The 21,835-nt window shown below is 69.9% G+C and carries 23 protein-coding genes; 6 read left to right on the top strand and 17 right to left on the bottom strand.

All coding sequences use genetic code 11. The features are described 5' to 3' along the window. The first annotated feature begins 8 nt into the window (after window positions 1–8). The 3 genes from dinB to MPE_RS06190 all read left to right on the top strand — a co-directional run bounded on the left by dinB (window position 9) and on the right by MPE_RS06190 (window position 2,746). Window positions 9–1,199 (top strand): DNA polymerase IV, encoded by a 1,191-nt coding sequence (dinB, locus tag MPE_RS06200; protein ID WP_011828833.1) that lies wholly within the window; start codon window positions 9–11, stop codon window positions 1,197–1,199. A gap of 141 nt (window positions 1,200–1,340) precedes the next feature. Next, window positions 1,341–2,285 carry a DUF3034 family protein gene (locus MPE_RS06195; RefSeq protein WP_011828832.1) on the top strand — a complete coding sequence of 315 codons (945 nt, stop codon included), beginning with the start codon at window positions 1,341–1,343 and terminating at the stop codon, window positions 2,283–2,285. 29 nt (window positions 2,286–2,314) lie between these two features. Further along, window positions 2,315–2,746: a group I truncated hemoglobin gene (locus MPE_RS06190; RefSeq protein ID WP_041929567.1), complete on the top strand. Its 432-nt coding sequence runs from the start codon at window positions 2,315–2,317 to the stop codon at window positions 2,744–2,746. A 251-nt stretch (window positions 2,747–2,997) separates the two neighbouring features. On the opposite strand, the gene MPE_RS06185 is transcribed toward MPE_RS06190, so the two are convergent. Genes MPE_RS06185 through MPE_RS06105 form a run of 17 tightly spaced genes read right to left on the bottom strand, consistent with a single transcriptional unit; the run spans window position 2,998 to window position 20,144 of the window. Continuing rightward, the gene (locus tag MPE_RS06185; protein ID WP_011828830.1) at window positions 2,998–4,113 is read right to left on the bottom strand and encodes an AgmX/PglI C-terminal domain-containing protein; all 1,116 of its coding nucleotides are present in this window, start codon (window positions 4,111–4,113) and stop codon (window positions 2,998–3,000) included. Further along, complete coding sequence (locus tag MPE_RS06180) at window positions 4,110–4,601, bottom strand: ExbD/TolR family protein (RefSeq protein ID WP_011828829.1); 492 nt, start codon at window positions 4,599–4,601, stop codon at window positions 4,110–4,112. Before MPE_RS06180 ends, MPE_RS06185 begins: the two co-directional genes overlap by 4 nt. A 13-nt stretch (window positions 4,602–4,614) precedes the next feature. Further along, window positions 4,615–5,127 (bottom strand): ExbD/TolR family protein, encoded by a 513-nt coding sequence (locus MPE_RS06175; RefSeq protein ID WP_011828828.1) that lies wholly within the window; start codon window positions 5,125–5,127, stop codon window positions 4,615–4,617. 6 nt (window positions 5,128–5,133) lie between these two features. Next, window positions 5,134–5,787 carry a MotA/TolQ/ExbB proton channel family protein gene (locus MPE_RS06170; RefSeq protein WP_011828827.1) on the bottom strand — a complete coding sequence of 218 codons (654 nt, stop codon included), beginning with the start codon at window positions 5,785–5,787 and terminating at the stop codon, window positions 5,134–5,136. A gap of 43 nt (window positions 5,788–5,830) precedes the next feature. After that, complete coding sequence (locus MPE_RS06165) at window positions 5,831–6,136, bottom strand: hypothetical protein (RefSeq protein ID WP_011828826.1); 306 nt, start codon at window positions 6,134–6,136, stop codon at window positions 5,831–5,833. Next, window positions 6,133–6,864: a tetratricopeptide repeat protein gene (locus MPE_RS06160; protein ID WP_011828825.1), complete on the bottom strand. Its 732-nt coding sequence runs from the start codon at window positions 6,862–6,864 to the stop codon at window positions 6,133–6,135. Before MPE_RS06160 ends, MPE_RS06165 begins: the two co-directional genes overlap by 4 nt. Continuing rightward, a complete protein-coding gene (locus tag MPE_RS06155) occupies window positions 6,851–9,676 on the bottom strand; it encodes a tetratricopeptide repeat protein (protein ID WP_011828824.1) in 2,826 nt (941 codons plus the stop codon). The genes MPE_RS06160 and MPE_RS06155 overlap by 14 nt, the downstream gene beginning before the upstream one ends. Next, window positions 9,660–11,564 carry a tetratricopeptide repeat protein gene (locus MPE_RS06150; protein WP_011828823.1) on the bottom strand — a complete coding sequence of 635 codons (1,905 nt, stop codon included), beginning with the start codon at window positions 11,562–11,564 and terminating at the stop codon, window positions 9,660–9,662. Before MPE_RS06150 ends, MPE_RS06155 begins: the two co-directional genes overlap by 17 nt. 5 nt (window positions 11,565–11,569) lie before the next feature. Further along, window positions 11,570–12,097, bottom strand: coding sequence for a hypothetical protein (locus MPE_RS06145; RefSeq protein ID WP_036232518.1), 528 nt, complete (start codon window positions 12,095–12,097; stop codon window positions 11,570–11,572). Window positions 12,098–12,137: 40 nt separating this feature from the next. Continuing rightward, entirely contained in the window at window positions 12,138–13,253 is a 1,116-nt protein-coding gene (locus MPE_RS06140; protein WP_051495728.1) for a DUF3570 domain-containing protein, read from the bottom strand. Beyond that, a complete protein-coding gene (locus MPE_RS06135; RefSeq protein WP_049820775.1) occupies window positions 13,240–13,476 on the bottom strand; it encodes a DUF4266 domain-containing protein in 237 nt (78 codons plus the stop codon). Before MPE_RS06135 ends, MPE_RS06140 begins: the two co-directional genes overlap by 14 nt. Beyond that, window positions 13,473–13,994, bottom strand: coding sequence for a TlpA family protein disulfide reductase (locus MPE_RS06130; protein WP_011828820.1), 522 nt, complete (start codon window positions 13,992–13,994; stop codon window positions 13,473–13,475). Before MPE_RS06130 ends, MPE_RS06135 begins: the two co-directional genes overlap by 4 nt. A 13-nt stretch (window positions 13,995–14,007) precedes the next feature. Beyond that, on the bottom strand, window positions 14,008–14,679 hold the full coding sequence (locus tag MPE_RS06125; protein ID WP_011828819.1) for an outer membrane beta-barrel domain-containing protein: 672 nt from the start codon (window positions 14,677–14,679) through the stop codon (window positions 14,008–14,010). A 10-nt stretch (window positions 14,680–14,689) separates the two neighbouring features. Continuing rightward, the gene (locus tag MPE_RS06120; RefSeq protein ID WP_011828818.1) at window positions 14,690–15,496 is read right to left on the bottom strand and encodes an SH3 domain-containing protein; all 807 of its coding nucleotides are present in this window, start codon (window positions 15,494–15,496) and stop codon (window positions 14,690–14,692) included. Then, entirely contained in the window at window positions 15,493–16,089 is a 597-nt protein-coding gene (locus MPE_RS06115; RefSeq protein WP_148210905.1) for a hypothetical protein, read from the bottom strand. The genes MPE_RS06120 and MPE_RS06115 overlap by 4 nt, the downstream gene beginning before the upstream one ends. Further along, window positions 16,086–19,079, bottom strand: a complete 2,994-nt coding sequence (locus MPE_RS06110) for an HzsA-related protein (protein WP_011828816.1) — start codon at window positions 19,077–19,079, stop codon at window positions 16,086–16,088. Before MPE_RS06110 ends, MPE_RS06115 begins: the two co-directional genes overlap by 4 nt. A 54-nt stretch (window positions 19,080–19,133) precedes the next feature. Beyond that, on the bottom strand, window positions 19,134–20,144 hold the full coding sequence (locus tag MPE_RS06105; protein ID WP_011828815.1) for an FAD:protein FMN transferase: 1,011 nt from the start codon (window positions 20,142–20,144) through the stop codon (window positions 19,134–19,136). On the opposite strand from MPE_RS06105, the gene MPE_RS24275 reads away from it, so the two are divergent. The 3 genes from MPE_RS24275 (at window position 20,137) to ccmB (ending at window position 21,834) form a co-directional block, all read left to right on the top strand. Then, a complete protein-coding gene (locus tag MPE_RS24275; RefSeq protein WP_158304599.1) occupies window positions 20,137–20,292 on the top strand; it encodes a hypothetical protein in 156 nt (51 codons plus the stop codon). The genes MPE_RS06105 and MPE_RS24275 overlap by 8 nt on opposite strands. A gap of 209 nt (window positions 20,293–20,501) precedes the next feature. Beyond that, window positions 20,502–21,164, top strand: a complete 663-nt coding sequence (gene ccmA, locus MPE_RS06100) for a cytochrome c biogenesis heme-transporting ATPase CcmA (protein WP_011828814.1) — start codon at window positions 20,502–20,504, stop codon at window positions 21,162–21,164. 1 nt (window position 21,165) lies between these two features. Then, entirely contained in the window at window positions 21,166–21,834 is a 669-nt protein-coding gene (gene ccmB / locus MPE_RS06095; RefSeq protein ID WP_011828813.1) for a heme exporter protein CcmB, read from the top strand. Window position 21,835 lies beyond the last annotated feature (1 nt).

Below are 21,835 nucleotides of genomic sequence, written 5' to 3'. Positions count from 1 at the left end.
CTCGGCACATGCCAGAACGCTACATCGCCCACCTCGACATGGACGCGTTCTACGCGTCGGTCGAGTTGCTGCGCTATCCGGAACTGAAAGGCGAGCCGGTGGTCATCGGCGGGGGCCGGCGCCACGAACCGGAGGTGCTGGCCGACGGCAGCCGCCGCTACGCGACGCTGCGCCACTACGCCGGCCGTGGCGTCGTCACCACCGCCACCTATGCGGCGCGCCGCTACGGCGTGAACTCCGGCATGGGACTGATGAAGGCGGCCGCCCTGGCGCCCGACGCGGTGCTGCTGCCGGTCGACTTCGACGAGTACCGGCGCTACTCGCGCCTGTTCAAGGCGGCGGTGGCCGAGGTCGTGGGCAACACGCCACCGCTGATCGAGGACCGCGGCGTCGACGAGATCTACATCGATCTCTCGGCCCTGCCCGGTGTCGCGGTCGACCGCGGCGCGACGCTGGCGCGCGCCATCAAGGCCCGCGTGCTGGAAACCACCGGCCTCAGCTGCTCGATCGGCGTCACGCCCAACAAGCTGCTGAGCAAGCTCGCCTCCGAACTCGACAAGCCCGACGGCCTGACGATCCTGCGCGAGGCCGACATCGAGACACGCATCTGGCCGCTACCGGCCCGGCGCATCAACGGCATCGGGCCGAAGGCCTCGGCGAAGCTCGAGGCCCTGGGCATCCGCACGATCGGCGAGCTGGCCGCCGCCGACGCGGCCTGGCTGCTGAAGAACTTCGGCGCCCACTACGGCGCCTGGCTGCATGCCGCCGCCCACGGCCGCGACGAACGGCCGGTGGTGACGCACAGCGAACCGGTCAGCCTGAGCCGCGAGACCACGTTCGACCGCGACCTGCACCCGCGCAACGACCGCGCAGCGCTGTCGGCCATCTTCACGCGGCTGTGCGAGCAGGTGGCCGACGACCTGCAGCGCAAGGGTTACGTCGGCAGGACCATCGGGCTGAAGCTGCGCTACGACGACTTCAGGACGGTGACCCGCGACCTCACGCTGCCGGCCCCGGTCGACGACCTCGCGGCGATCCGTCGGGCGGCCGGCGAATGCCTCAAGCGCGCCCCGCTCGAGCGACGCCTGCGCCTGCTGGGCGTGCGGGTCGGCTCGCTGTCGCGCCCCGGCGAGCTTGTCCCACCCGACGCAGCGAAGCCGGCCGCGCAGCCGCATACGCGATCGCTGTTCGACGACTGAGGCGCCACTGACATGCCGCAACATGTCAGGCGCGCAACTTGCAGCCGGGGGTCCGCGGCGACGTCCGCACGCACCGCCGTGCCCAGGACGTCACGAACCGCCGCCGCCGCGCGGCCTCTTTCGTCGGTGGTGGGAGCCTCCATGTCATTCGAAGTCCTGAGTCGCGAGTTCCGATCGACCGTCGGGGTCGGCGGCCGCGTGACCGCGCTGTTCCTGCTGGCGGCATCGGCCCTGGCTGCTGCCGCCCCGGCACCGGCGCGCGAGGGCAAGCTGCTGTTGACCGGTGGCGTCAGCAGCATCGACGGCGCCGCCGGTGGCGGCCTGACACCCTGGGCATTGACCGGCAGCTATGCCAGCGTCGGGCAGTTCGGCGCCAGCGCCTACCTGACGCGCCTGAGGACACAGGATTACGGGCTCACCGGCTACGGCGTGGCCACCAGCTTCGACGAGCGCATCGAACTGTCGCTGGCCCGCCAGGACTTCGACACCGGACGCACCGGCACCGCGCTCGGCCTGCCCGGCCTGAGGCTGAAGCAGGACATCTTCGCGTTGAAGCTCAGAATCGCCGGCGATGCCGTGCTGGACAGCGACACGTGGATGCCGCAGATCGCCATCGGCCTCGAGCGCAAGCGGCTCGACGCCGGCGGCCTGGCTCCGACGCTGCATGCCCTGGGCGCCGACGACCGCGGCACCGACGTCTACCTCAGTGCCACCAAGCTCCTGCTCGCGCAGGGCGTGCTGCTCAACACGACGCTGCGGGCCACCAAGGCCAACCAGAACGGCCTGCTCGGCTTCGGCGGCACGGCGCGCGACCGCTACAAGCTGCTGCCGGAGTTTTCCGTGGCCTGGCTGCTGCGCCGCAATCTGGCGATCGGCGCCGAGTACCGCTTCAAGCCGGACAACCTGAACCCCTCGCTGCTCGGCAACGGCCTGGCCGAAGACGACTGGAAGGACCTGTTCATCGCCTGGGCCCCGGGCAAGAACCTGTCGCTGACGCTGGCCTGGGTCGATCTCGGCCGCATCGTGCCGGCCGTCGTCGACCGGCACCAGAGCGGCGCCTACCTGTCGGCCCAGGTGGCGTTCTGACAACCCCGCCCGTACCCATGAGCCTCCCCATGAAGCGTCTCCTGATCGCCCTGAGCTGCGCCATGGCGGCGCTCTCCGCCGCCGCGCAATCCACGCCCCCCGACGATGCGCTCTACCGTGCCCTCGGCGGCACGCCTGGTCTGACGAAACTGATGGCCGACTTCGTGCCCCGTCTCGCGGCCGATCCGCGCATCGGCGAATTCTTCAAGGAAACCAAGCTGTCGGAGCTGCAGAAGCAGCTCGTCGACCAGTTCTGTGTGGTGTCCGGCGGCTCCTGTGTCTACGAGGGCGAGACGATGAAGAACTCCCACGCCGAGATGAAGATCCGCAAGGCCGACTTCAACGCGCTGGTCGAGGTGCTTCAGGAGTCGATGGACCGGCAGGGCATCCCCTTCTCGGTGCAGAACCGGCTGCTCGCTCGGTTGGCGCCGATGCACCGCGACATCGTCAACACACGCTGAGGTTCGCATTGCTCCCGCGTGCATTAACTGCGCGCTGCTGACCAGGGTACCCCACCGCGGCGAGCGAAGGTCTTCAAGTCCACGCGGTCCGTGATGTGCCAAAGCGCCGTGACGGGCCGCTGTGTGGAGCGAGGTAAAGGAGGAGCGGTCGGCCCGCAGGGCGGACCGCGGGGGCCACGAGCGCAACACAGCGGCCCGTCACGGCGCCCCTCCACCACTCGACAGACAGACCTCCGCACGGAGCAACGAGGTCACGACGGCAGGAAATCCACCGGCCAGGACACCACCATCTGCTCCACGTCCTTCGCGCCGAAATCGAACTGCCGCACGCGCGCCAGCAGCTTGCCTTCCAGTTCGCTCGCATGCAGTTCGCTCGACACGATGCGCACGCCCACCACGTCGCCGGCCGGCGCGATCTTCAGTTCGAGCACCACCTTGCCCTGCAGCGACGGGTCCTCGCGCAGCGCGCGGTTGTAGAGCGCATAGATCGCGCCCTTGTTGCGCTCGAACACGAGCTTGATCTCCTCGATCGAGCGCGAGGCCTTGCCGCTGCCGCTCTTGGTGAGCGTGCCGCCGGCCCCTGCCCCACCGCCGCCGCCTCCCCCACCACCGCTGCCGCCGCCCTTGCCGGCCACGCCACCACCGCCCGGGCCGCCGCCCCCGCCACCACCGGCCACACCCTCCACCAGCGTGGTCGCGCGGCCGGCGAGACCGCCGCCTCCGGTGTCGCGGCTGTAGGCCGCGGTGTTGATGCCGCCGCTGCCTTGGCCGGCGTTCGACGTGATCAGCGCACGCGCCGGCGTGCCGGCCTCGGTGCCGGCCCCGACACCCACGCCCTTGCCGGTGCCCACACCGGGCCCCTGCTTGATGTCCTTCTGCAACTGCACCGCCACCGGCGCACCGCGGATCTCGGCCAGTTGATCGGCCATTGCCAGCAAGCCCACGCCGGCTGCCTTGCGGCGCGCGGCCTCGGCCACTTCGCCTGGCGGCTTGCCGGCCACCGGCTGGCGCGCCTCGGGCACCGGCCTGCGCACGGTCTCGGGGTCGCGGCTCGGCGGCTTGCTGGTCGAGCCGATCGGCTTCGGGTCGGCCTGCGGCGGCAGGGCCGCTGCCTTTGCGGCCGGTGGAGGCGGTGGCGGTGGCACGGGCTTCTGTTCCAGCACCAGCTTGGCCAGGCGCGGCGGCAGTTCGACCGGCGCGGCACGGTCCTCGACCGGCCGCGGCATCAGCAGCAGCGCCAGGCACACCATCACGCAGGCGACCAGCACGGCGCGCAGGATGCGGCGGAAGCGCGCCTCGTCCTCGAGCGCCACCGCCCAGGGCAGCAGCGGCGCACGGAACGAGACAGAAGCAGCGGCGGCACTCATGTCGTCGCCTTCCGCGTGACGGCGAACGCCACGTCGCTGAAGTTGGCACGCGCGGCGGTGTACATCACCTTGCGCAGCAGGCGGTAGGGAATGTCCTTGTCGCCCATGATCGTCACGGCCTTGCCCTGCGCCTCGTTCTCCTTGCGCAGCACCGGGCGGCTGGCCTGCAGATCCAGCTCGGCCTTCAGCGGCGCGATCAGGTCGTCCTCGCCCGCCATGGCCTCGCCGACCGTGGCGACCTTGCGGCCATCGACCAGGATCTCCGAGCCGCTGACGGTGACCACGATCGTCTCGCGCGGCGTCTTCTCGGCGCTGGACTCGGGCAGCTTGACCGCACGGCTGGTGCTCAGCACCTCCACGCCGGTGCTCGACATCAGGAAGAAGATCAGGATCGTGAAGATGTCGATCAGGGCCACGAGGTTCATGTCCAGACCGTGGTTGTTGCGCGCCTTGCGTTCGGCGCGCTTCTGAAGCGGGGTGAGCTTCATCGTCGACCTCTCCCTATTTCCTGGCGACGCTGATCGGAGCGTCGCCGATCGAGATGTCCGGGAACAACATGGCGGCCGGCGCGGTCGCGTGGGCCTGCACGGTCGGCGCTGCCGGGGCCTCGCGCATCGTGTCCATCACCTGCACCAGCAGTTCGTACGGCGTGTCGGGCTGGGCCAGCACGGTCGCTGTGGTGGTTTCCGGGAACTTGAGCTTCACCTGCTGCATCAGCAGCGACAGCGCGGCCAGATCGTGATGACCGGCAGAGGCCATCGGGATGCGCTGGATCAGCCCGCCGATGCGGTCGCCGACGTCCAGCGCGTCGGGACGGATCACGACCTCGAGCTTCAGGTCGTCGACCTTGAGCTGCTCGACGCCGGACGACGGCGCGGGCAGCGTCAGCTCGAGCACCGACAGCCGCGTGAACACCGCAGTCGAGAGCAGGAATGGCACCAGCACGACGATGACGTTGATGAACGCCGTGACCTCGAGCTGGGCCACGTTCTTGCGCAGGCGTCGGACACGCATGGTGGATTACCTCGCCGGAGCCGATTCGGCCTTGATGCGCTGCACCAGGTTCAGGAAGCTGATCTTCGCGGCCTCCAGGCCGTCGACGATCTCGCTGGTGCGGGCCTGCAGGAAGGCATGGATCAGCAGGAAGGGAATGGCCACCGACAGTGCGAACGCGGTGTTGTTCATCGCGATCGAGATCGACGCCGACAGCAGCTCGGCCTTCTCCGCCGGGTTGACCGCGGCCACCGCGGTGAAGCCCTTGATCAGGCCGATGATGGTGCCCAGCAGGCCCACCAGCGTGATCACGTTGGCGAAGGTCGCGATGTAGTGCGTGCGCTTCTCCAGGCGCGGCACGATCTCCATCATGCCCTCCTCCATCGCCGCATCGATGTCCTCGCGGCGGCCCGGGCTCTGCATGCGCTGCAGGCCGTTGGCGACGATCTTGCCGATCGCGGCGTCCGACTTCTCGGTCACGCCCTGCACCTCCTTGAAGCGGCCGTTCTGCAGCATCGGCAGCACCTGTGCCCACAGCTTGCGGTTCTGGCTGCGGGCGCGGTTCAGGAAGATGTAGCGCTCGATCGCGATCGCCAGGCCGATGGCCATGATCGCGATGCTGAAGTAGATGGCAACGCCGCTGTCCTGAAAGAACTTGACGGCAAATTCGAGGATGCTCATGGGCTTCTCCTGTGACGAACTGGGTAAGGGGGAGGGACTCGGATCAAGGACGGGCCGGCGCCGCCCCCGCTGGACGGGGCTGCAACTGCGCGTCGTACTGGAGCTGGCGGCGGAATACGTCGCGGTCGATCGGTGCGAGCGCCTCGTCGAGCACGCTCACCGCCGGCCGGCCCGACAGATCGCCGGGCAAGGGCTTCTTCCAAGGCACGATGTACAGCACCTTCGGCAACTCGCGGTTGCCGATGATCTGCGTGCGGTCGATGTCGGCGCGGTCCTGCGCCCACACCGCGGGTGCAGCCACCACCATCGCGACGACGGCGAGCACACCGCGAACGGACGACGGTCTCATGGCTGCTCCTTGCGGCTCACCGTCACCGGCGGCGGCTTGCGGTTCTTCAGGTCGGCGACCCACTTCGCGACCTGCGCGTCGCCGCCCGGCGACAGCGCCAGGTAGCGGTCGTAGAGCGCGAGGGCACGAGAGCCCTCGCCGAGATAGAGGTCGTGCAGGATGCCCAGGTTCAGCAGCGGCGAGGCATAGGTCGCGTCGAGATCGATGGCGCGCTCGTAGGCCTCGCGCGCCTTCGCGAACTCGCCCTGCTGGCGGTAGGCGATGCCGAGCTGGTTGAAATAGACCGCCTGCTGCGGGTTGGCGTGCACCGCCGCTTCCAGCTCGGCCACCGCCTCGGGCAGCCGGCCGGCCTGGCGCAGCAGCAGGCCCAGGTTGGCATGCGGGCCGCCGAGTTCGGGGTTGGACTTCACGAGCGCGCGCAGCCCGCGCTCGGCATCCGCCGGCCGACCGGCGCGCATCGCCTTGCGGGCCTCGTCGTAGGCGCGCTGCACCGCGGGGCTCACCGGCGTTTCTGCGACCACCGGTGCCGCCACGGGGGCCGGTGCCGCTGCGGCAGCGGCATCGGCAGCGGACGCGGCGGGCTCGGACGCGGCCGGTGTCACCACCTGCTGCAGCGCCTTCAAGGGCTGCTGCATCGCGGCGCAGCCGCTCAGCGCCGCGCCCAGCAGCAGCACGAGACCGGCCACGCCGGCGAAGGAAGATGCGCGGTGCGCGTCAGCGGATCGCATCGATCACTCCCTCGCTGCGCTCGACCTTGCCGTAGCGCACCGGTTGCAGCTCGCGCAGCGCCGCGAAGCTGCGCTGGACCCAGGGGTCGTACAGCCCGGCGGCGGCGCGGCGCGCGTTCACCTCGTGCAGCTCGACCGACTTCTCCTCGAACGGGAAGGCCTGCTCCTCCAGCAGCACGTTGTACTGCTCGAGTTCGGCCTTCGACAGCTTCTTCGGCCGTTGCGAGCCCATCAGCGCCTTGCCGAAATCCTGGTAGAGCGCGGCGGTGTGGAAGGTCGCCGCCGTCGTGACGTCGGCCACACCGTAGTTGGCAGCCACGCCATAGGCCTTCAGCACCTCTTCCATCCGGGTTTTCTTCAACTTGAGCTGCTTGGCCAGCGGCTCGACCAGCGCCACCTTGCGGTAGGCGTCCAGGCTTGGCTCGGCCAGCGCCAGCGCCGCGGTGGCGCCGAGGTAGCGGGTGCGGTCGGTGCGCGCCGTGCCACCGCGCTGGTCGGCCTGCAGGTTCTCCTGCATCAGTGCGAGCTCGCGCGTCGCGTTGCCCTCCGCCTTGGCGATGCGGGCGAGCCTGTAGCGCGCCTCCATCGCCGGCTCCAGCGGCTCGGGGTGCTGCTTCAGATAGGTCTCGTAGGCCTTCGCGGCCGCGGCGCGCGAACCGCCCTTCTCGGCCGCCTTCTCGTGCAGCTCGGCTGCCTGCCACTGCGCGGCGCGCGCGGTGGCTGGCGACTTGGCCGCGGCCGCCAGTCGCTCGTACTCGCCGGCGGCCTGGGCCCAGCGGCCCTGCTCGACGTAGACGACTGCCAGCTTGCCGCCGACCTCCGGCTGCAGCGGGTGGGTCGGGAAGCGCTGGCGGAAGTCCTCGAGCGCGCGGGCTGCGCCGTCCCAGTCCTTCAGGCCGATCAGCGCGGCCGCGGCGTCGTACTGCGCGGTCGCCCGCACGGTCGACTGCGGCGCGACCGTGGCCACCCGCGCGAAATGGTCGACCGCCTCGCGCGACTGACCCGCAGCGCGGGCCTGCTCGCCCTGCTTGTAGATCGACGCGGCCTGGCGCTCGACCAGCTCACCACGGCCAGGTGCCTTCTCCGGCGTCAGCGCGATCACCTCGCCATAGCCGCGCTCGGCACGGTCGAAGGCGCCCTGCTCGAAGGCAGTGTGCGCGAGCACGGTCCACGCGACCCGGCGCTGCTCGGCGGCGGCCGGCGGCTTCAGGTCCAGCACCTGCTGCGCCACTCCCGCGGCCGGCTCGGCGTCGCCCAGCGCATAGAGCTTCTCGGCGGCATTGCTCAGCACCGGGCCGACGCGCGGATCGCCGTCGAAGGCCTTCGCGAACTGCAGCGCACTGGCCACCGCCGCACGCTGCAGCGCCGGCCGTTCAGCCGCCGGAGCCTTCTTCTCGAGCTGCGCATGGCCGAGCAGCGCCGCATAGCCGGCGTCGGCGCTCTTCGCGTGGGGCGGGTACTGGTAGGCGGTCTTCTCGTACTCGGTCACGGCCTCGGCGTGGCGGGCGTCCTCGTACAGCAGCTCGGCCAGCAGGAAGTTGTTGGCCGCTGCATCGGGGTCGGTCGGGAACGACTCCAGCCAGCTGCGGTACCAGCGCACCGCCTCCTGGTAATCGGCCGTGCTCCTGCTCTTCTGCGCGCTGGCGTGATAGTGGCGCGCCAGCTCGGCCAGGTGGGTCTTGACCAGCGGCTGCGCGCGTTCCCAGCCCTGCGGGTTGGCACGGCGGAACTCGCTGCTCACGCCGTAGCGGTCCACGTACTCCTTCTTCGCCTCCAGCGCCAGGTTGGCGAAGCCAGCCTGCTGGTAGATCTCGATCACGCGCGCCTGCAGCACCGGCGCCTGCGCGTGCAGCGGCTGGCGTCGCGCGAAGGCGCCGAAGGTGTCGGCCGCGTCCTTGGTGCGCTCCTGCTTGATATAGAGCTCGCCGAGCTGCTGGTAGATGCGGAACTCGTAGCCGCGCCGCACGTCGCTGGTGATGTAGGCCGGGATGGATTCGGCGCCCTGCAGGTTCTGCAGGCACAGGCTGGCGACGCGGAACGTGTCCTCGACGAGCTCACGGTCGGCGCGGCTCAGGTCGGCCAGGCTGTCCAGGTCGTCGTCGCCTTCGAGATCACCCAGCGTCAGGTCGAGCACACCGAAGAACGGGCTCAGGGCCTCCTCGAGCCGCCCCTGCTTGAAACGCGACCAACCCTGCATGTACAGCGCGCGTCCCTGGTAGGGGCCCTCCTCGTCGCCGGCGAGCACGGTCCCGTAGGCCTGCTCGGCCTTCGCGTAGTCCCGCACCGTGAACAGCAGCTCGCCACGGCGGAAATGGGCCTCGTCGCGGTAGGCGGTCTGCGGGTAGTCCTGCACCAGCCGGTCGAGGGTCTTGAGCGCCACTTCCAGTTCACCGCCCTGCTCCTGGGCGCGCGCGAGCTGGTAGAGCACGCGGTCGTTGCCCGGGTCCTTGGGATAGGCCTTCAGATAGCCCTGGTAGCTGGCGATGGCGGCGCGGTAATCGGGCCCGCTGGTCGCGGTGGCCTCGACGCTGCGCTTGTCGGCGCTCTCCATCTCCAGGTCGCCGAGGCGTCGCATCGCTTCGGCGCGCTGCGGTGCACCGGGCGCCACCTCGAGGAACTTGCGGTAGGCCGCGATCGCCTGCTCCTCGCTGCCCGCGATGCCGGCGTCCTGCTGCACACGGATCTCGCGGCCGGCCAGGCTGCGCAGCGTCGGTTCGTCGTCGGGCGTGCCGCTGCGCTTGCCGGCGCATGCACCCAGCCCGCCGGCGATCAGCAGCGGCAGCAGCAAGCGACGGCTACTGCGCGGACGCACGGTCGGTCTCCTTGGCCAGGGTGGCACGGTCATGCAGCTGAGCGACTGCGAAGCGGGCCTGGGTGAGGTAGGCCGTCAGGCGCTCCTGCTGGCGCGTCAGCGCCGCCACCGCGATGTCCTGCACCACCTGCTGCTGTTCGCGGCTCAGCGCGGCGACGCGCGGGATCAGCGCCTGGATGCGGCGGTCGAGCTCGGCGATGCGCCCGTCGAAACTCCCGAACCGCACCGGCTCGTCGCGCTGCGCCTGGGCGAGTGCGGTGTCGCGGCGGCGCGCCTCGGCCAGCTCGCTGTCGATGGTCTGCAGCGCCTTCTTCGCCTCCCACACGCGCGCCGGGTAGTCCTGCGCCAGCTGCCAGCTCAGCGCCCCGGCGGCGAGCCGGACCCGGTCGGGCGCCGTCGCGAACTGCGGGTCGCCGGCCTGCGCCTTCAGCGCAGCACGCACGTCGTCGATGCGGGTCAGCAACTCGCGCTGCCGCGCATCGGCGAAGGCCACACCGTCGGCCTGCGATTCGGCGCGCGCCAGGTCGCCGGCCAGCGCGTCGCGACGCTGCTGAACCGCGTCGAGCCCGCTCTCGTTCGCCTTGGCGCCCGCCTGGACCTGCGTCAACCGCTGCGCGAACGCCTGGCGCCGGTTGGCGAGCATGTCGCCGAACACGCCGAGGTTGTCGGCCCAGTGCTGCAGGTTGTTGGACAGGAAACGCAGGTCGCGGTAGTTCTTGAAGGCCTCCTGGAATTCGTGTTCCGCCAGCACCTGCGCCAGATGCCCGGCGTGCGGCAGTTCGGGCAGCTCCCGCAGCGTCCAGAACCAGCCCATCTCGTCGCCGGGGTTGCGGTCGATCAGGCCCTCGACCAGCTTGCCGGCGCGGATCGCCGCGATGGATTCGTTCAGGTGCGCCGCCTCGCGGTCGTAGGCGGCGATCGCCTCGTTGTAGCCCGCCAGCGCCTGACCCAGAGCCCCCAGCTCGGCATACGCATAGGGCAAGGCAATGCGGCCCTCGAGCACCGCCGCGTCACTGCCGTCGCGCTGCGCCAGTTCGGTCCACGGCACCAGGGCCTTGGCCGGCTGCTTGAGCGCCGCGGCCGCCCAGCCGAAGCCGAGCAGAGCCTTGTTGGCGTGCAGGCTCTCCAGCCGCACGCGCTCCAGGTAGCCGCGCGCCGCCTCGGCCCGCTCGTCCTGCAGCGCAGCGAAGCCGAGCGCCACGTTGGCCTTGTCGCGCAGCGTCCGGAACTCCTCGTCCGGCTGCGGCGCACGGCCGATCTCGTCGAGCAGCGCGCTGCCGCCTGCGGTATCGCCGCTGCGCACCAGCGCTACGCCGAGATTGAAGCGCGCGTACTGGCCGGCGCCGGGGCGCTTGGCCATGCCGTTCAGCACGGCGGCGGCGCCGGCGTGGTCGCCACGCGCCATCAGCAGGTTGGCCTTGAGCAGGCCGCGGTCGTCTTCCAGCGCCGGTGGCAGGTGGTTCTCGACCCGGTCGATGGCCTGCTCGGCCTCGGCGAGGAAGCCGCGCTGGTAGCGGATCTTGGCCAGGTAGTACCAGGCACGATCGCGCACCGCCGGCGACGCACCCTTCTCGATCAGCTGCGCGAAGATCTCACCGGCCTCGCGGTGCAGGCCGTAGGACAGCAGCAGCCCGCCGCGCAGCACTTCGGCATCGTCGGCGTGCGCGGGCACGCGGTCGAAGTGCTGCGAGGTCATCAGCGTGGTGATCGACGTGAAGTAGTGGTCCTGGAAGAAGTGGAACAGCGTGTCGCCGTAGTGCGGGTCCTTGATCACCCGCTGCGGCTGGGGCTCGGCCGCCAGCGCGCCGCCGGCCGGCAACAGCGCCGCGAATGCGGCCGTGGCAAGGAGCCGCTTCGTTGCGCGCGACAGGAAGGACCTCGAACCCATGCGCCTCACTGCCAGACTTTGACGTCGAACTCCGGCTGCAGCTTGCCGGTGGAGTCGTTGATGCGCAGCTCGATGTACTTCGGGTCGGTGCCCTTCTCGAACTTCACGGTCGCGCCGCGCTTGTAGTCGCGCTCGTGCGGCCCCTTGCCGGTGAAGAAGGCCACCAGCTCGTGCTCGCCGGTGCGCAGGTTGCCGAGGTAGACACGCTGCACGCCACCGCGGTGCAGGGCCTGCACTTCCAGCGGCGTGTAGAGGTAGTTCGCCACAACCTTGTCGTCGAGCTTGATCTGCACCGAGTCGAGCTCGAACAGCTTGCCCACGTCCATCGACACGAACAGCGCCACCTGAGTGCTGGCCGGGAACAGCAGTTCCTCCTCCAGCACCAGCAGGTCACGGTTGAGGCGGATCACGTCGCCCTTGACGTCCTGGATGCGGCTGTCCAGGCCGCCGGCGGGCACGCTGGCCGGCGGCGTGGCGGCCGCATCGGCGGCCAGCGCCGGCGCGAGGACCACACCGATCAGGCACCCGGCCACGAGGGCTCTACAGCATCGACTGAACATACGCCGGACTCTTTCAGAAGGTGGCCGATACATAGACCTGCAGCACGCTGGCGGTGAAGCTGTAGCGGCTGCCGGTGCGGATGTCGGTGAAATCGCGGAAGTTGTAGCGAACGAACTCCAGCGCACCGCCCGCCTTCAGCTCGTACTGCCCCGGCACCTGCTTGAAGGTGTAGGACAGCTTGCTGCCCAGCCCGATGTTGTTGAAGCTGCTCAGCTGGCGGTTGCGCGAGATGTAGGTTGTCTCGACAGTGGCGTTGTCGCTGTAGAACAGCGCACGGTCCTGGGTGTGCACGCGCACGAAGGCATCGCCAAGCCAGAGCTCGCCGAAGTAGCGGCTGTAGCCAACCTCCGCGGTGTGCGCCTTGATGGCCCAGGTGTCCCAGAAGTAGCGGTACTCGGCGCGCAGCGCGTCGCGCGAACCCAGGTCGCCAACCACGCGGAACTTGACGGCTCGCGCCGATCGCGTGCGCGGGTTGCGCTCGGGCACGGCGGCGCCGAACACGCGCGCCACGCGGTAGGGACTGCCCAGGAATCCGTCGTCCGACAGCACTTCGAGGTTCGCGCTCATCAGCCAGCGCGGTGTCAGGATCTGCGTCGCGCCCAGGCGGTACTGCCAGTGCCGGGCGTAGTCCGAGAACTCGGGCGAGTCCTTCTTGCCGACCTTGTCGGAGCCGCGCGTGAAGCCCAGGTTCACGGTGGTCATGCCGCCGAACACCTCCTGGCTCACGTCGAAGCTCATGGTGTCGGCCGTGTAGTCGGGCTCCTTGCTGTGGGTGAAGCCCAGCGTGAGCTTGGAGTCGCGGACCACGTAGTCGGCACCGAAGCCGTACTCGGTGCGACGCTCGCGGTAGGGGCTGGCGGTGGTGACGACGTCGATCGACGCGTTGCTCACCGCATCCACGTAATAGGAGGCCGACAGCGACACCTTGTCGGCCAGGCTCTTGCGCACCAGCAGCGCCGGGCCGGAGGCGGTCACGCCGCCGCCCTTGTAGACGTGGGCCAGCGCCTCGGCCTGGTCGCCCGGCAGGTCGACGCCGCGGGCCGCACCGGCGGCCAGCACGCTGCCCAGCAGGCCGGCGACACGCGCCCAGTGGCGTCGGCGCAGGCGGCGAAGGCTAGTTGCAGCCACAACCACCTCCCTGTACCCCGGTGGCACCGCGCGCGCCCTCGCGTACGCTGCGCACATGCTCGCGATGCTTGTCCACCAGCGGGTCCTGCGCGAACTGCATGATGGGATCGGCGAGTCGCTCGCGCTCATAGGGCTTGACCCAGGGCTGGATGGCGCAGCCCGTCAGCAGCGACAGGCCCAGCAGCGCAGCCGCCGCGGAAGTGAGGATGCGTGGCGGCTTCATTGCTTGAGCAGCTCCCGGACCTGCTTGTCGTAGGTGTCCTCGTAGCCGGTCTTGTAGCCAAGATGGACGTACTTCACGCGCCCGTCGCGATCGATCAGGATCGTCGACGGCATGGTGCTCAGGTCGTACTGGCGGCTCACCTTCTTGTCGGTGTCCAGCAGCACCGGGAAGCTCACGCCCAGCTTGGCGGCCACGTCGGCCGCCTTGCGCACGTCGTCGTCGACGTTCACGCCGATCAGCACGAAGCCCGACGCGCGGTATTTCTCGTACAGCCGGTTGAGGTGTGGCATTTCCTGTCGGCACGGACCGCACCAGGTGGCCCAGAAGTTCACCATCACCACCCGGCCGCGCTGCTCCTGCAGCCGCAGGTTCGGCCCGTCCATGCTGCGCAGCGTGAAGTCGGGCGCCGTCGTGGACGGTGCGATGGCCGGGACGCAGAGGCCGGCGTAGGCGCCCAGCGCCGCACCGGCGCACAGGCGCAGCGCCTGTCGACGCGGGACTTGCAGGATCAGGGTCATGGGCGTCCTTCCTTCAGAAGAAGAAGCTGAGGCCGGCCGTCAGCTCGAGGTTCTGCGTGCTCTGGCGCTTGCCCAGCACGTCGATCGAGAAGATGTGGTCGCGCATGTCGACCTGCATGGCCGCCCAGTCCGCCAGCATCAGGCGCATGCCCAGTCCGACATTGAAGGTCTGGCGCCGCTGGTCGTTGAACTTGGTGCTGCCGATGCCGCCGATCACGTAGACGGCGGTGGCCTTGGCCCGCTTGCGGCCGAGGAAGACCTCGCCGGGCAGCACGTTGTAGCCGACCGAGAGGTTGTAGTACGCCAGCTTCTCGTCCTCGTCGGCGAACACGCCGCCGGGCAGCACCTGGCGGAAGGCCTCGTCGCTGACCTTGGTCTGCGCATAGACACCCTGGACGAAGAAGTCCTCGGTGATGTGGTACCCGAGGCGCACGCCGCCGACGACGCTGGAGCCGAAGTTCTCGGTCGCGTAGGTGCCGGTGAACAGGCCGATCTCGAAGTCGTTCGACGGGAAGCGCGGCAGCTGGACGTCGCGGCGGTCGACCTCCGGCACGATGACCTGCTCGTTGCCGGGTTGCTGGCTCTGGGCGGCGGCTGTGGTGGGCGCCGTGGCCAGCGCGGCGGTCAGGGCAGCGGCCGCGAGGGCCGTCGTCAGCAGAGGCTGGGCGTGGGGTCTTCCGGTCATGGTGTTCTCGTTAGAAGAAGAAGGACAGGCCGGCGGTGACCGCGCGGTACTCGGTACTGCGGGTGTCGGCGACGAAGGCGGTGTAGATCGTGTAGTCGACCCGCAGCACCAGACGCTCGGAGACGTGATAGCGCGCGCCGATGCCGGCGTTCGCGAGCTTCGCGTCGGTGACCGATGCCGCCACCAGGCTCTGGTTCGGGAAGTTGCGGAACTTGCCCAGGCCGATGCCGAAGAACGGCGACAGCCGCTGGTCCGACCAGGGCTCGGCCAGCACGTTGACGTGCCAGAAGTCGGTGCCGGAGTAGAGCCCCTGCACCTGGCCGATCGTGCCCTCGACGCTCAGCGTGTCCGACAGCTTGTAGCTGGTCCAGAACTTGAGCATCGGCTCCGACTTGAACTGCCCCCAGGCTGCGCCGAGCTGGACGCGACGGCCCAGGTAATCGTCGAGCGCGATGTCGCGGAAGGTCTTGGCGCCACCGGCCTCGGTCAGCGTGGTCTCGAGCTGCTTGCGGTGCACCCAGCCTTCCTTGCCGCCGGCGGTGCGCACCTTGTACCAATCGGTGTGCCGCAGCGTGATGGCGATCCACTCCTGGCGCGCCGCGACGAAGTGCACCGGGTAGCCACGGCCGGGCCCGGTGTGCAGCTCGATGTAGGGGTCGGCGATCTGCACGCGCTCCTCGTCGTCGGCCGCAGTGGCAGCGTCTTCCGCGGCACGCACGGGGAGGCCGGCCGCCGCAGCGGCGAGCAGCGTGAAGGCGAGGCCGTGGCGCGCGAGCGCGAGGGCCCGACGGGCGGAGAAGAGGCAGGTTCGGTTCATTGGGTGTTGCAGACGCCGGTGGCCGGATCGGCCGGCGTGAACATGCTGTTGCCGGCGACGCTGAACTCGTCCTGGCCCTGCGGCGAGGGGTGGCCGATCCAGTACTGCAGCAGCTTGACGTTCGGGTCCTGGTCGTTCTCGAAGATCAGGCCGCCACCGTGCAGCACGCCCAGCACTTGGGGCTTCGTGACGAGCCGGCTGGTGGTGGGCGAACCGGGAATCACCTCGCCCTGCGCCGAGTAGAAGTTCTTGTACATGTCGCTGTCGCGCACCACTTCGGGCGTGTTGGCCGGATCGGCCAGGTCGACCTCGGCGGCCGTCGGCACCACGCGGAAGGCGCCGCCGGTGCCGTTGGTGTTGTCGTGGCAGCCCGATCCGGCGCAGCTGTTGGTCGAGATCACGCCGTTGATGTTGATCTGCAGCTGCGCCTGGAAGATCGGGTTGATGCACTTCTGGAAGTAGATGAACGACAGCTTCTGGCCGGTGACGCCGCCGCTGTTGTCCACGTCCGACGGATTGCCGAGCGGATTGCCGCCGCCGCCGCAGCTCACCAGCAGCAGCGCCGTCAGCGGCAGCAGAGTCTTCAGGGTCATGGCGTGCATCCGCTGGTGATCCAGTTGGCGATCGCCGTGTAGCCCGCGCTGCCGACCGGCAGCACGGCGGCGCTCTGGCCGGCGGCCCCGGCCGGGTGCGGCACCGTGGACGGACGGCTCAGCAGGTAGTTCGCCGCCGCGTTGCAGGTGTCGGAGATCATCGTCAGCGTGACGTTGTAGTCACCGCCCGGGTCGCCGGTGAGGATGAAGCGGTTGCGCGCATAGGAAGGCGTCGTCTGCGACGCGCCGGCATTGCCGCCCGGCTGATGGCAGCCCGCCGAGCAGCTGGCACGCAGCACCGGCTGCACCTGGGCCTCGAACGAGGCCTGGGTCAGCGCCGCGGCGACGTTGACGACGCTCGGGCTGCTGGTCAGGTCGTTGAAGTACTGGCCGCCCAGGTCCATCCACTCGGTCACCAGACGGCGTTCCGCCGCATTGAGGATGGTCGCGTGGTTCGGTGCGGTGCCGGGCGGGTTGGGATGCGCGGTGCGCGCCGCGGCGCCGGCCATCAGCTCCTCGCCGAACAGGATCTCGGTGAGCCGGCTCATGCGCGCCAGACCGCCGGCATTGCCGCTCATGGTCTCCACCACTGCGGCGCCGCGCACGATCACCGGCACGCCGTCCTCGATGCGCGTCACCGGCAGGCCGGTGCCGGCGTCGATCACCGGATCGCCGATCAGCAGTTCGTCGTAGGACAGCAGTCGGCCCGTACCGCTGGTCGTGCCCTGCAGCGAGAGCTTGGCCGGGTCGTTGTGGCAGCCCGTGCAGGTGTTGCCTCCACGGTTGCGCGTCCACAGAGGCTGGATGTGCTCGGCGTAGTTGATGATGCCGCTGACCGGCACCGCAGTCGCCAGGTCGTCGGCGGGATTGGTGTTGCCGGTGTAGCGCACCGTGATCGGCGCGCGCGCCACGCCGCCGCGGCTGGTGTCGGCCCACACGTCGGTGTAGACCATGTCGGCGCCGAGGCTCAGCGCCGTCGGATCCAGCCGCGTGCGCAGCGAGGCCATGGTCTCGCCGGACTGGTGCGCGCCCGACATCGACGGCAGCAGCGCCGTCGCCAGCGTGTTGACGATCGAGCCCGAGTTGAGCGCAGCACCGCGCCGCGGACTGTGGCAACCGTCGCACGTGCGGCGTTCGCCGGGCCGCACCTGGATCCAGTTCAGGTGGGTCTGGATACCACGGCCCTTGGCGTCGACGATCGCCAGTGCCAGCGGGGTGTCGGCCGGCACCTGCAGCTTGAAGGAACCGTCGGGCTCCACCGGCGCGTAGCCGAGGATCTGCTGCGGCTCGAAGTCGGTCTCGCCGATCGCCTCGCGCATGCCCATCATGTTGGCCTGCGGCGCCACCGCCCGCACCGCGCGAACGAAGCGCGCCGGCGCACAGTTGTAGGCCGGGTCGGCCGGGTCCTTGATGCGCAGCAGGTCGGCGACCAGGTTGCGGGTGTCCAGCGGATCGGTCGGTGCGGTCTTCTCGATCGCGGTGGTGCAGCCGCTCGGCAGGTCGGCGGCGGCGAGCATCGAGGTGCCCATGCGGTCGAGGCCGTCGGTGTCGTAGACGCTGCGCACCTCGATCAGCGCCAGATTCTGCGCCGCGAGCGTGGGGTCCACGTTGGTCGGGTCGGCGGCGTTCGGCTCGGGGCGCTGCTGCAGCGCGACCGGGTCGGTGTACATGAAGCCCGAAGGCGGAGCGGCCACGTTCAGCCAGGTCTGCTTGGACGGGTCGTACATGTAGATCGCGTACGACGGCGGCACGTTGTCCTGCACCGGGTCGGCAGCGACCTCGGCCTCGGTGCGCTCCTCGTCGTTGAGCCGCGCAATCTCGGCGCTGCTGAGTGTCGCGCACGACACCACGTCGCCGTCGCGCGTGACCTCGCAGGGCCGGTAGCCCACCAGCACGCGGTCGGTACCGTCCCACAGCGGGAACGGCGAGGTGACGCGGCCGTAGCGCGACAGGCCTCGCCCGTCGTTGAGCGATTGCGCGGTGATCTGCGCCTGCCCGCCCAGCGCCTGTACGTTGCGGTTGGCGGGCGTGTTGTATTCGGAGTAGTTCGCGGCGTCGACCAGCATCAGCGAGCCGCCCTCGTGGGTGCCCGACAGCGACATCAGCGAAGAGGTCAGGAAGCCGCTGTAGGCGCCGGCCGGATCCATGTCGCGCGGGTGCAGGAAGCTGTTGCCCGGGCTGTGCGCGCCGTACAGCACGAACATGTCGGTGCCGTCGGGCTTGGTGCGGAAGATCGCGAAGCGGTTGCGGTCGCCCACATGCTCCCAGCGCGAGAACAGGATGTCGCCGTTCGGGCGCACCACCGGGTTGCGGTCGTGGCTCTGGTTGAACGAGATCTGCTGGATGTTCACGCCGTTGGCGGTCATCGTGTGCAGGTTGAAGACGCGCTCGCGCTCGTACTCGTCGAGTGCGTAGTAGGTCTGGCCGAGCGCCTGCGTCGTCTTCGACTTGGTCTGGCGATTCGACGAGAACACGAAGCCGCGGTCGGCCGGCAGGTAGGCCGGGTCCACGTCATCGTCCTGCGTCGAACTGGTCAGGCGCCGGAAGCTGCCGCCGGTGTAGCCGCCGGTGGTCATGTCGTATTCCCAGATGTTCCAGCGGCCGGTGCAGGCGGGCCCGCCATCGATCTGCGCAGTGTTCGTGGTCGGGCAGCGCATCGCGAAAACGATCTTCTTGCCGTCGTACGAGACCTCGGGGTCGGACGCGTCGCCCTGCCCCTGCGTGAACTGGGTGGTGATGTTGTGCTCGGGCGCGCTCGGCGAGGACTTCTCGCGGATCATCAGGTCGCCGCCCGGCGCGGTCGGCGCGCCGTTGGTCGGGTTCATGCGGATCGTGTTGGCGCGCTTCACGTAGGCGATCGGCACGTCGCCCTGGACGGTGACCGTGTCCGAGCCGCCACCGCCGCTGCCGCACGCCGTGAGCCCGAGGCCCAGCAGCGCGGCGCTGCAGGCCAGCAGCAGTGCCTGTTGTCTTCCCAGCTGGTTCTTCATCCTGGTCCCCTGATCGGTGAATTCAACGAGCGAGAGTCACTTGCGGTTCTTGTGTCACTGCCGCGGCTGCGCGCCGGCGGCGAGCAGTCCGGACGAGTAGTGCAGCGCCCCCGCCGCGTCGACCACCACGGCGTCGACACCGGCGTGCGATTCGACGAAGCGCAGGCCGCGCTCGACGCCCATCACGAACAGGCACTTCGAGAGCGCTTCGCTGGTCAGCCCGTCCGGCGCGATGATGGTCACGCTGCGCACGCTGTCCGGGGATTTGCCGGTCCTCGGATCGAGGATGTGATGGCAGCGTGCGCCGTCGGGCGTGTCGAAGTAGCGCTCGTAGTCCCCGGAGGTGGAGACCGCCGCGTCCTCGAGCGGAAGCAGCGCGATGATCTCGCCAGGCCGCCGCGGATCGCGCACACCGATGGTCCAGGGCCGGCCGCGGCGGTCGCCGATGACGCGGCTGTCGCCGCCGGCGCTGATGAAGGCATGGCGGATGCCGCGGCGCGCAAGGATCGCGGCGGCGTTGTCCACCGCATGCCCCTTCGCGAAGCCGCCCAGGTCGATGCGCAGGCCGTCGCGGGCGAAGCGCACGCTGCGCGCGGCGGCGTCGAGCTCCAGGTACTGGTGGCCGACGGCCGCACAGGCCTGTGCCAGCGCGGCATCGGTCGGCCGGATGCGCTCGCGGTAGTCGTACAGCCGGCCGGCGCCGGCGAAGGTGATGTCGAAGGCACCTTCGGAGCGGCGCGAGAACTCCAGCGAGCGCGCCAGCAGCGCGAACATCTCTTCGCTGAGCGGTACCGGCCGAACCGACGCCTCTCGGTTGATGCGCGACAGCTCGGAGTCCGGCTTGTGCGGGCTCATGCCGCGGTCGATGCGGTGCATCTCGCCGATCACCAGATCCATCGCGGCGTTGCCGGCGGACGGGTCTTCGCTCCACAGCTCGACGCTGATCGAGGTGCCCATGATGGCCTCCTCGCGCCGCATCCAACCGCCCTGAACCCAGGCCGCGGCCGGCATGCGTACCGCGCCCGCCGCACGGCGGCCGACACTCGACAGGCTGGACATGGACATCACGATCTCCCCTGAGCTGCTCGTCCGCCGATCGGGCGACGGACCCTTCTTGTTCGTTCGTTCTTTCGTGCGCCGGACGCTGCCGGAAGCCGGCGGGATCGGAGCGGACGAATACTCGCGCTTGAACCAGCGAAAAACGCGTCAATAGTTGGCAGTGCACGCAGCGCTTACACGCTGTCGCAGATGATTTGCTGCCGTATTTGTGCTTGTCTGCATAAAGACGATTCAGATGTGAGCAAGCGCAACCGGAGTCGCCCTCCGGTCTCCGCCGTGGGCCGTTCGTACGCCCAGCGGCCGGCCACGACCGCAGTACAGTCGGCACGCCTTGCGCACCGCCCTTGCAACCTGAAACGTCCCGTGTTGTCGCCACACGTCCCGCCGTCCCCTGCCGCTGCACCACACCTGTCGGCCACCGGCCTGGCCTGCCGGCGCGGCAACCGCCTGCTGTTCAAGGGCTTGGCGTTCGAGGTCGCCGGCGGCGAGATCGTCTGGCTGCGCGGTCGCAACGGTCGCGGCAAGACCAGCCTGCTGCGCCTCGCCGCCGGCCTGGCCCGACCCGAGGACGGTGAGATCCTGCGTGACGGCGTGGCGGCCAGCACATCTGCCGTGGACCGGCGCTTCGTTTTCATCGGCCACGCCAATGCGCTGAAGGACGACCTGAGCGCGACCGAGTCGCTGCAGTTCCTGCTGCGCCTGCACGGGCGCCCTTGCAGCGCCGCCGCTGTGCAGTCCGCGCTCGACCGCATGGGCCTGCAGGGCCGCCGCACGGCCGCGGTACGCACCTTGTCGCAAGGGCAGCGGCGGCGCGTCGCGCTGGCTCGGCTGGCAGTCGAGGACGAGCCCTCGCTGTGGATCCTCGACGAGCCCTACGACGCGCTCGATGCCGACGGCATCGAGCGACTGAACGATCTGCTGCTGGCGCATGCGGCGCGCGGCGGCAGCGTGCTGCTGACCAGCCACCTCGAGCTCGACACGGTGCGGCTGCGGCCGCGCGAGATCGACCTGGACCGGTGCGCCTGAGATGCGCGACCTGTTCCTCGCCGTCTACCTGCGCGACCTGCGTCTCGCGCTGCGCCGACGCGTCGAGACGCTGATGCCGGTGGCCTTCTTCGTCGTCACCGCCAGCCTGTTCCCTCTCGGCGTCGGGCCCGAGCCGCAGGTGCTGCGCCAGCTGGCGCCCGGCCTGGCCTGGGTGTGCGCGCTGCTCGCCGCGATGCTGTCGGTGTCGCAGCTGTTCGCGAGCGACTTCGCCGACGGCTCGCTGGAACAGATGCTGCTGACCGGCCGCAGCGCGGTGGTGATCGCCGCGGCCAAGTCGGCGGCCCACTGGACGCTGAGCGGCCTGCCGCTGATCGCCGCCGCGCCGCTGCTGGGTCTGCTGTTCGACGTGCACCGCGACGCGCTCGGCGCGCTGCTCGTGTCGCTGCTGCTCGGCACTCCGGTGCTGAGCCTGCTCGGCGCGGTGGGCGCGGCGCTGACGCTCGGCTTGCGCAGCGCCGGCGTGTTGTTGCTGCTGCTGGTGCTGCCGCTCACCATCCCGGCGCTGATCTTCGGCACCGGCGCCGTCGCTGCGGTCGACGCCGGCCTGTCGCCTGGAGGACACTTCTCCATCCTCGGGGCGCTGCTGATCCTGACGGCGTTGACGGCGCCGGTCGCCACCGCAGCCGCGCTGCGCATCTCACTGGAGTAAA

Source organism: Methylibium petroleiphilum PM1 (assembly GCF_000015725.1).
In the GTDB taxonomy this organism is placed as follows: Bacteria; Pseudomonadota; Gammaproteobacteria; order Burkholderiales; family Burkholderiaceae_C; genus Methylibium; species Methylibium petroleiphilum.
This window is presented reverse-complemented; position numbering and strand designations above follow the sequence as displayed.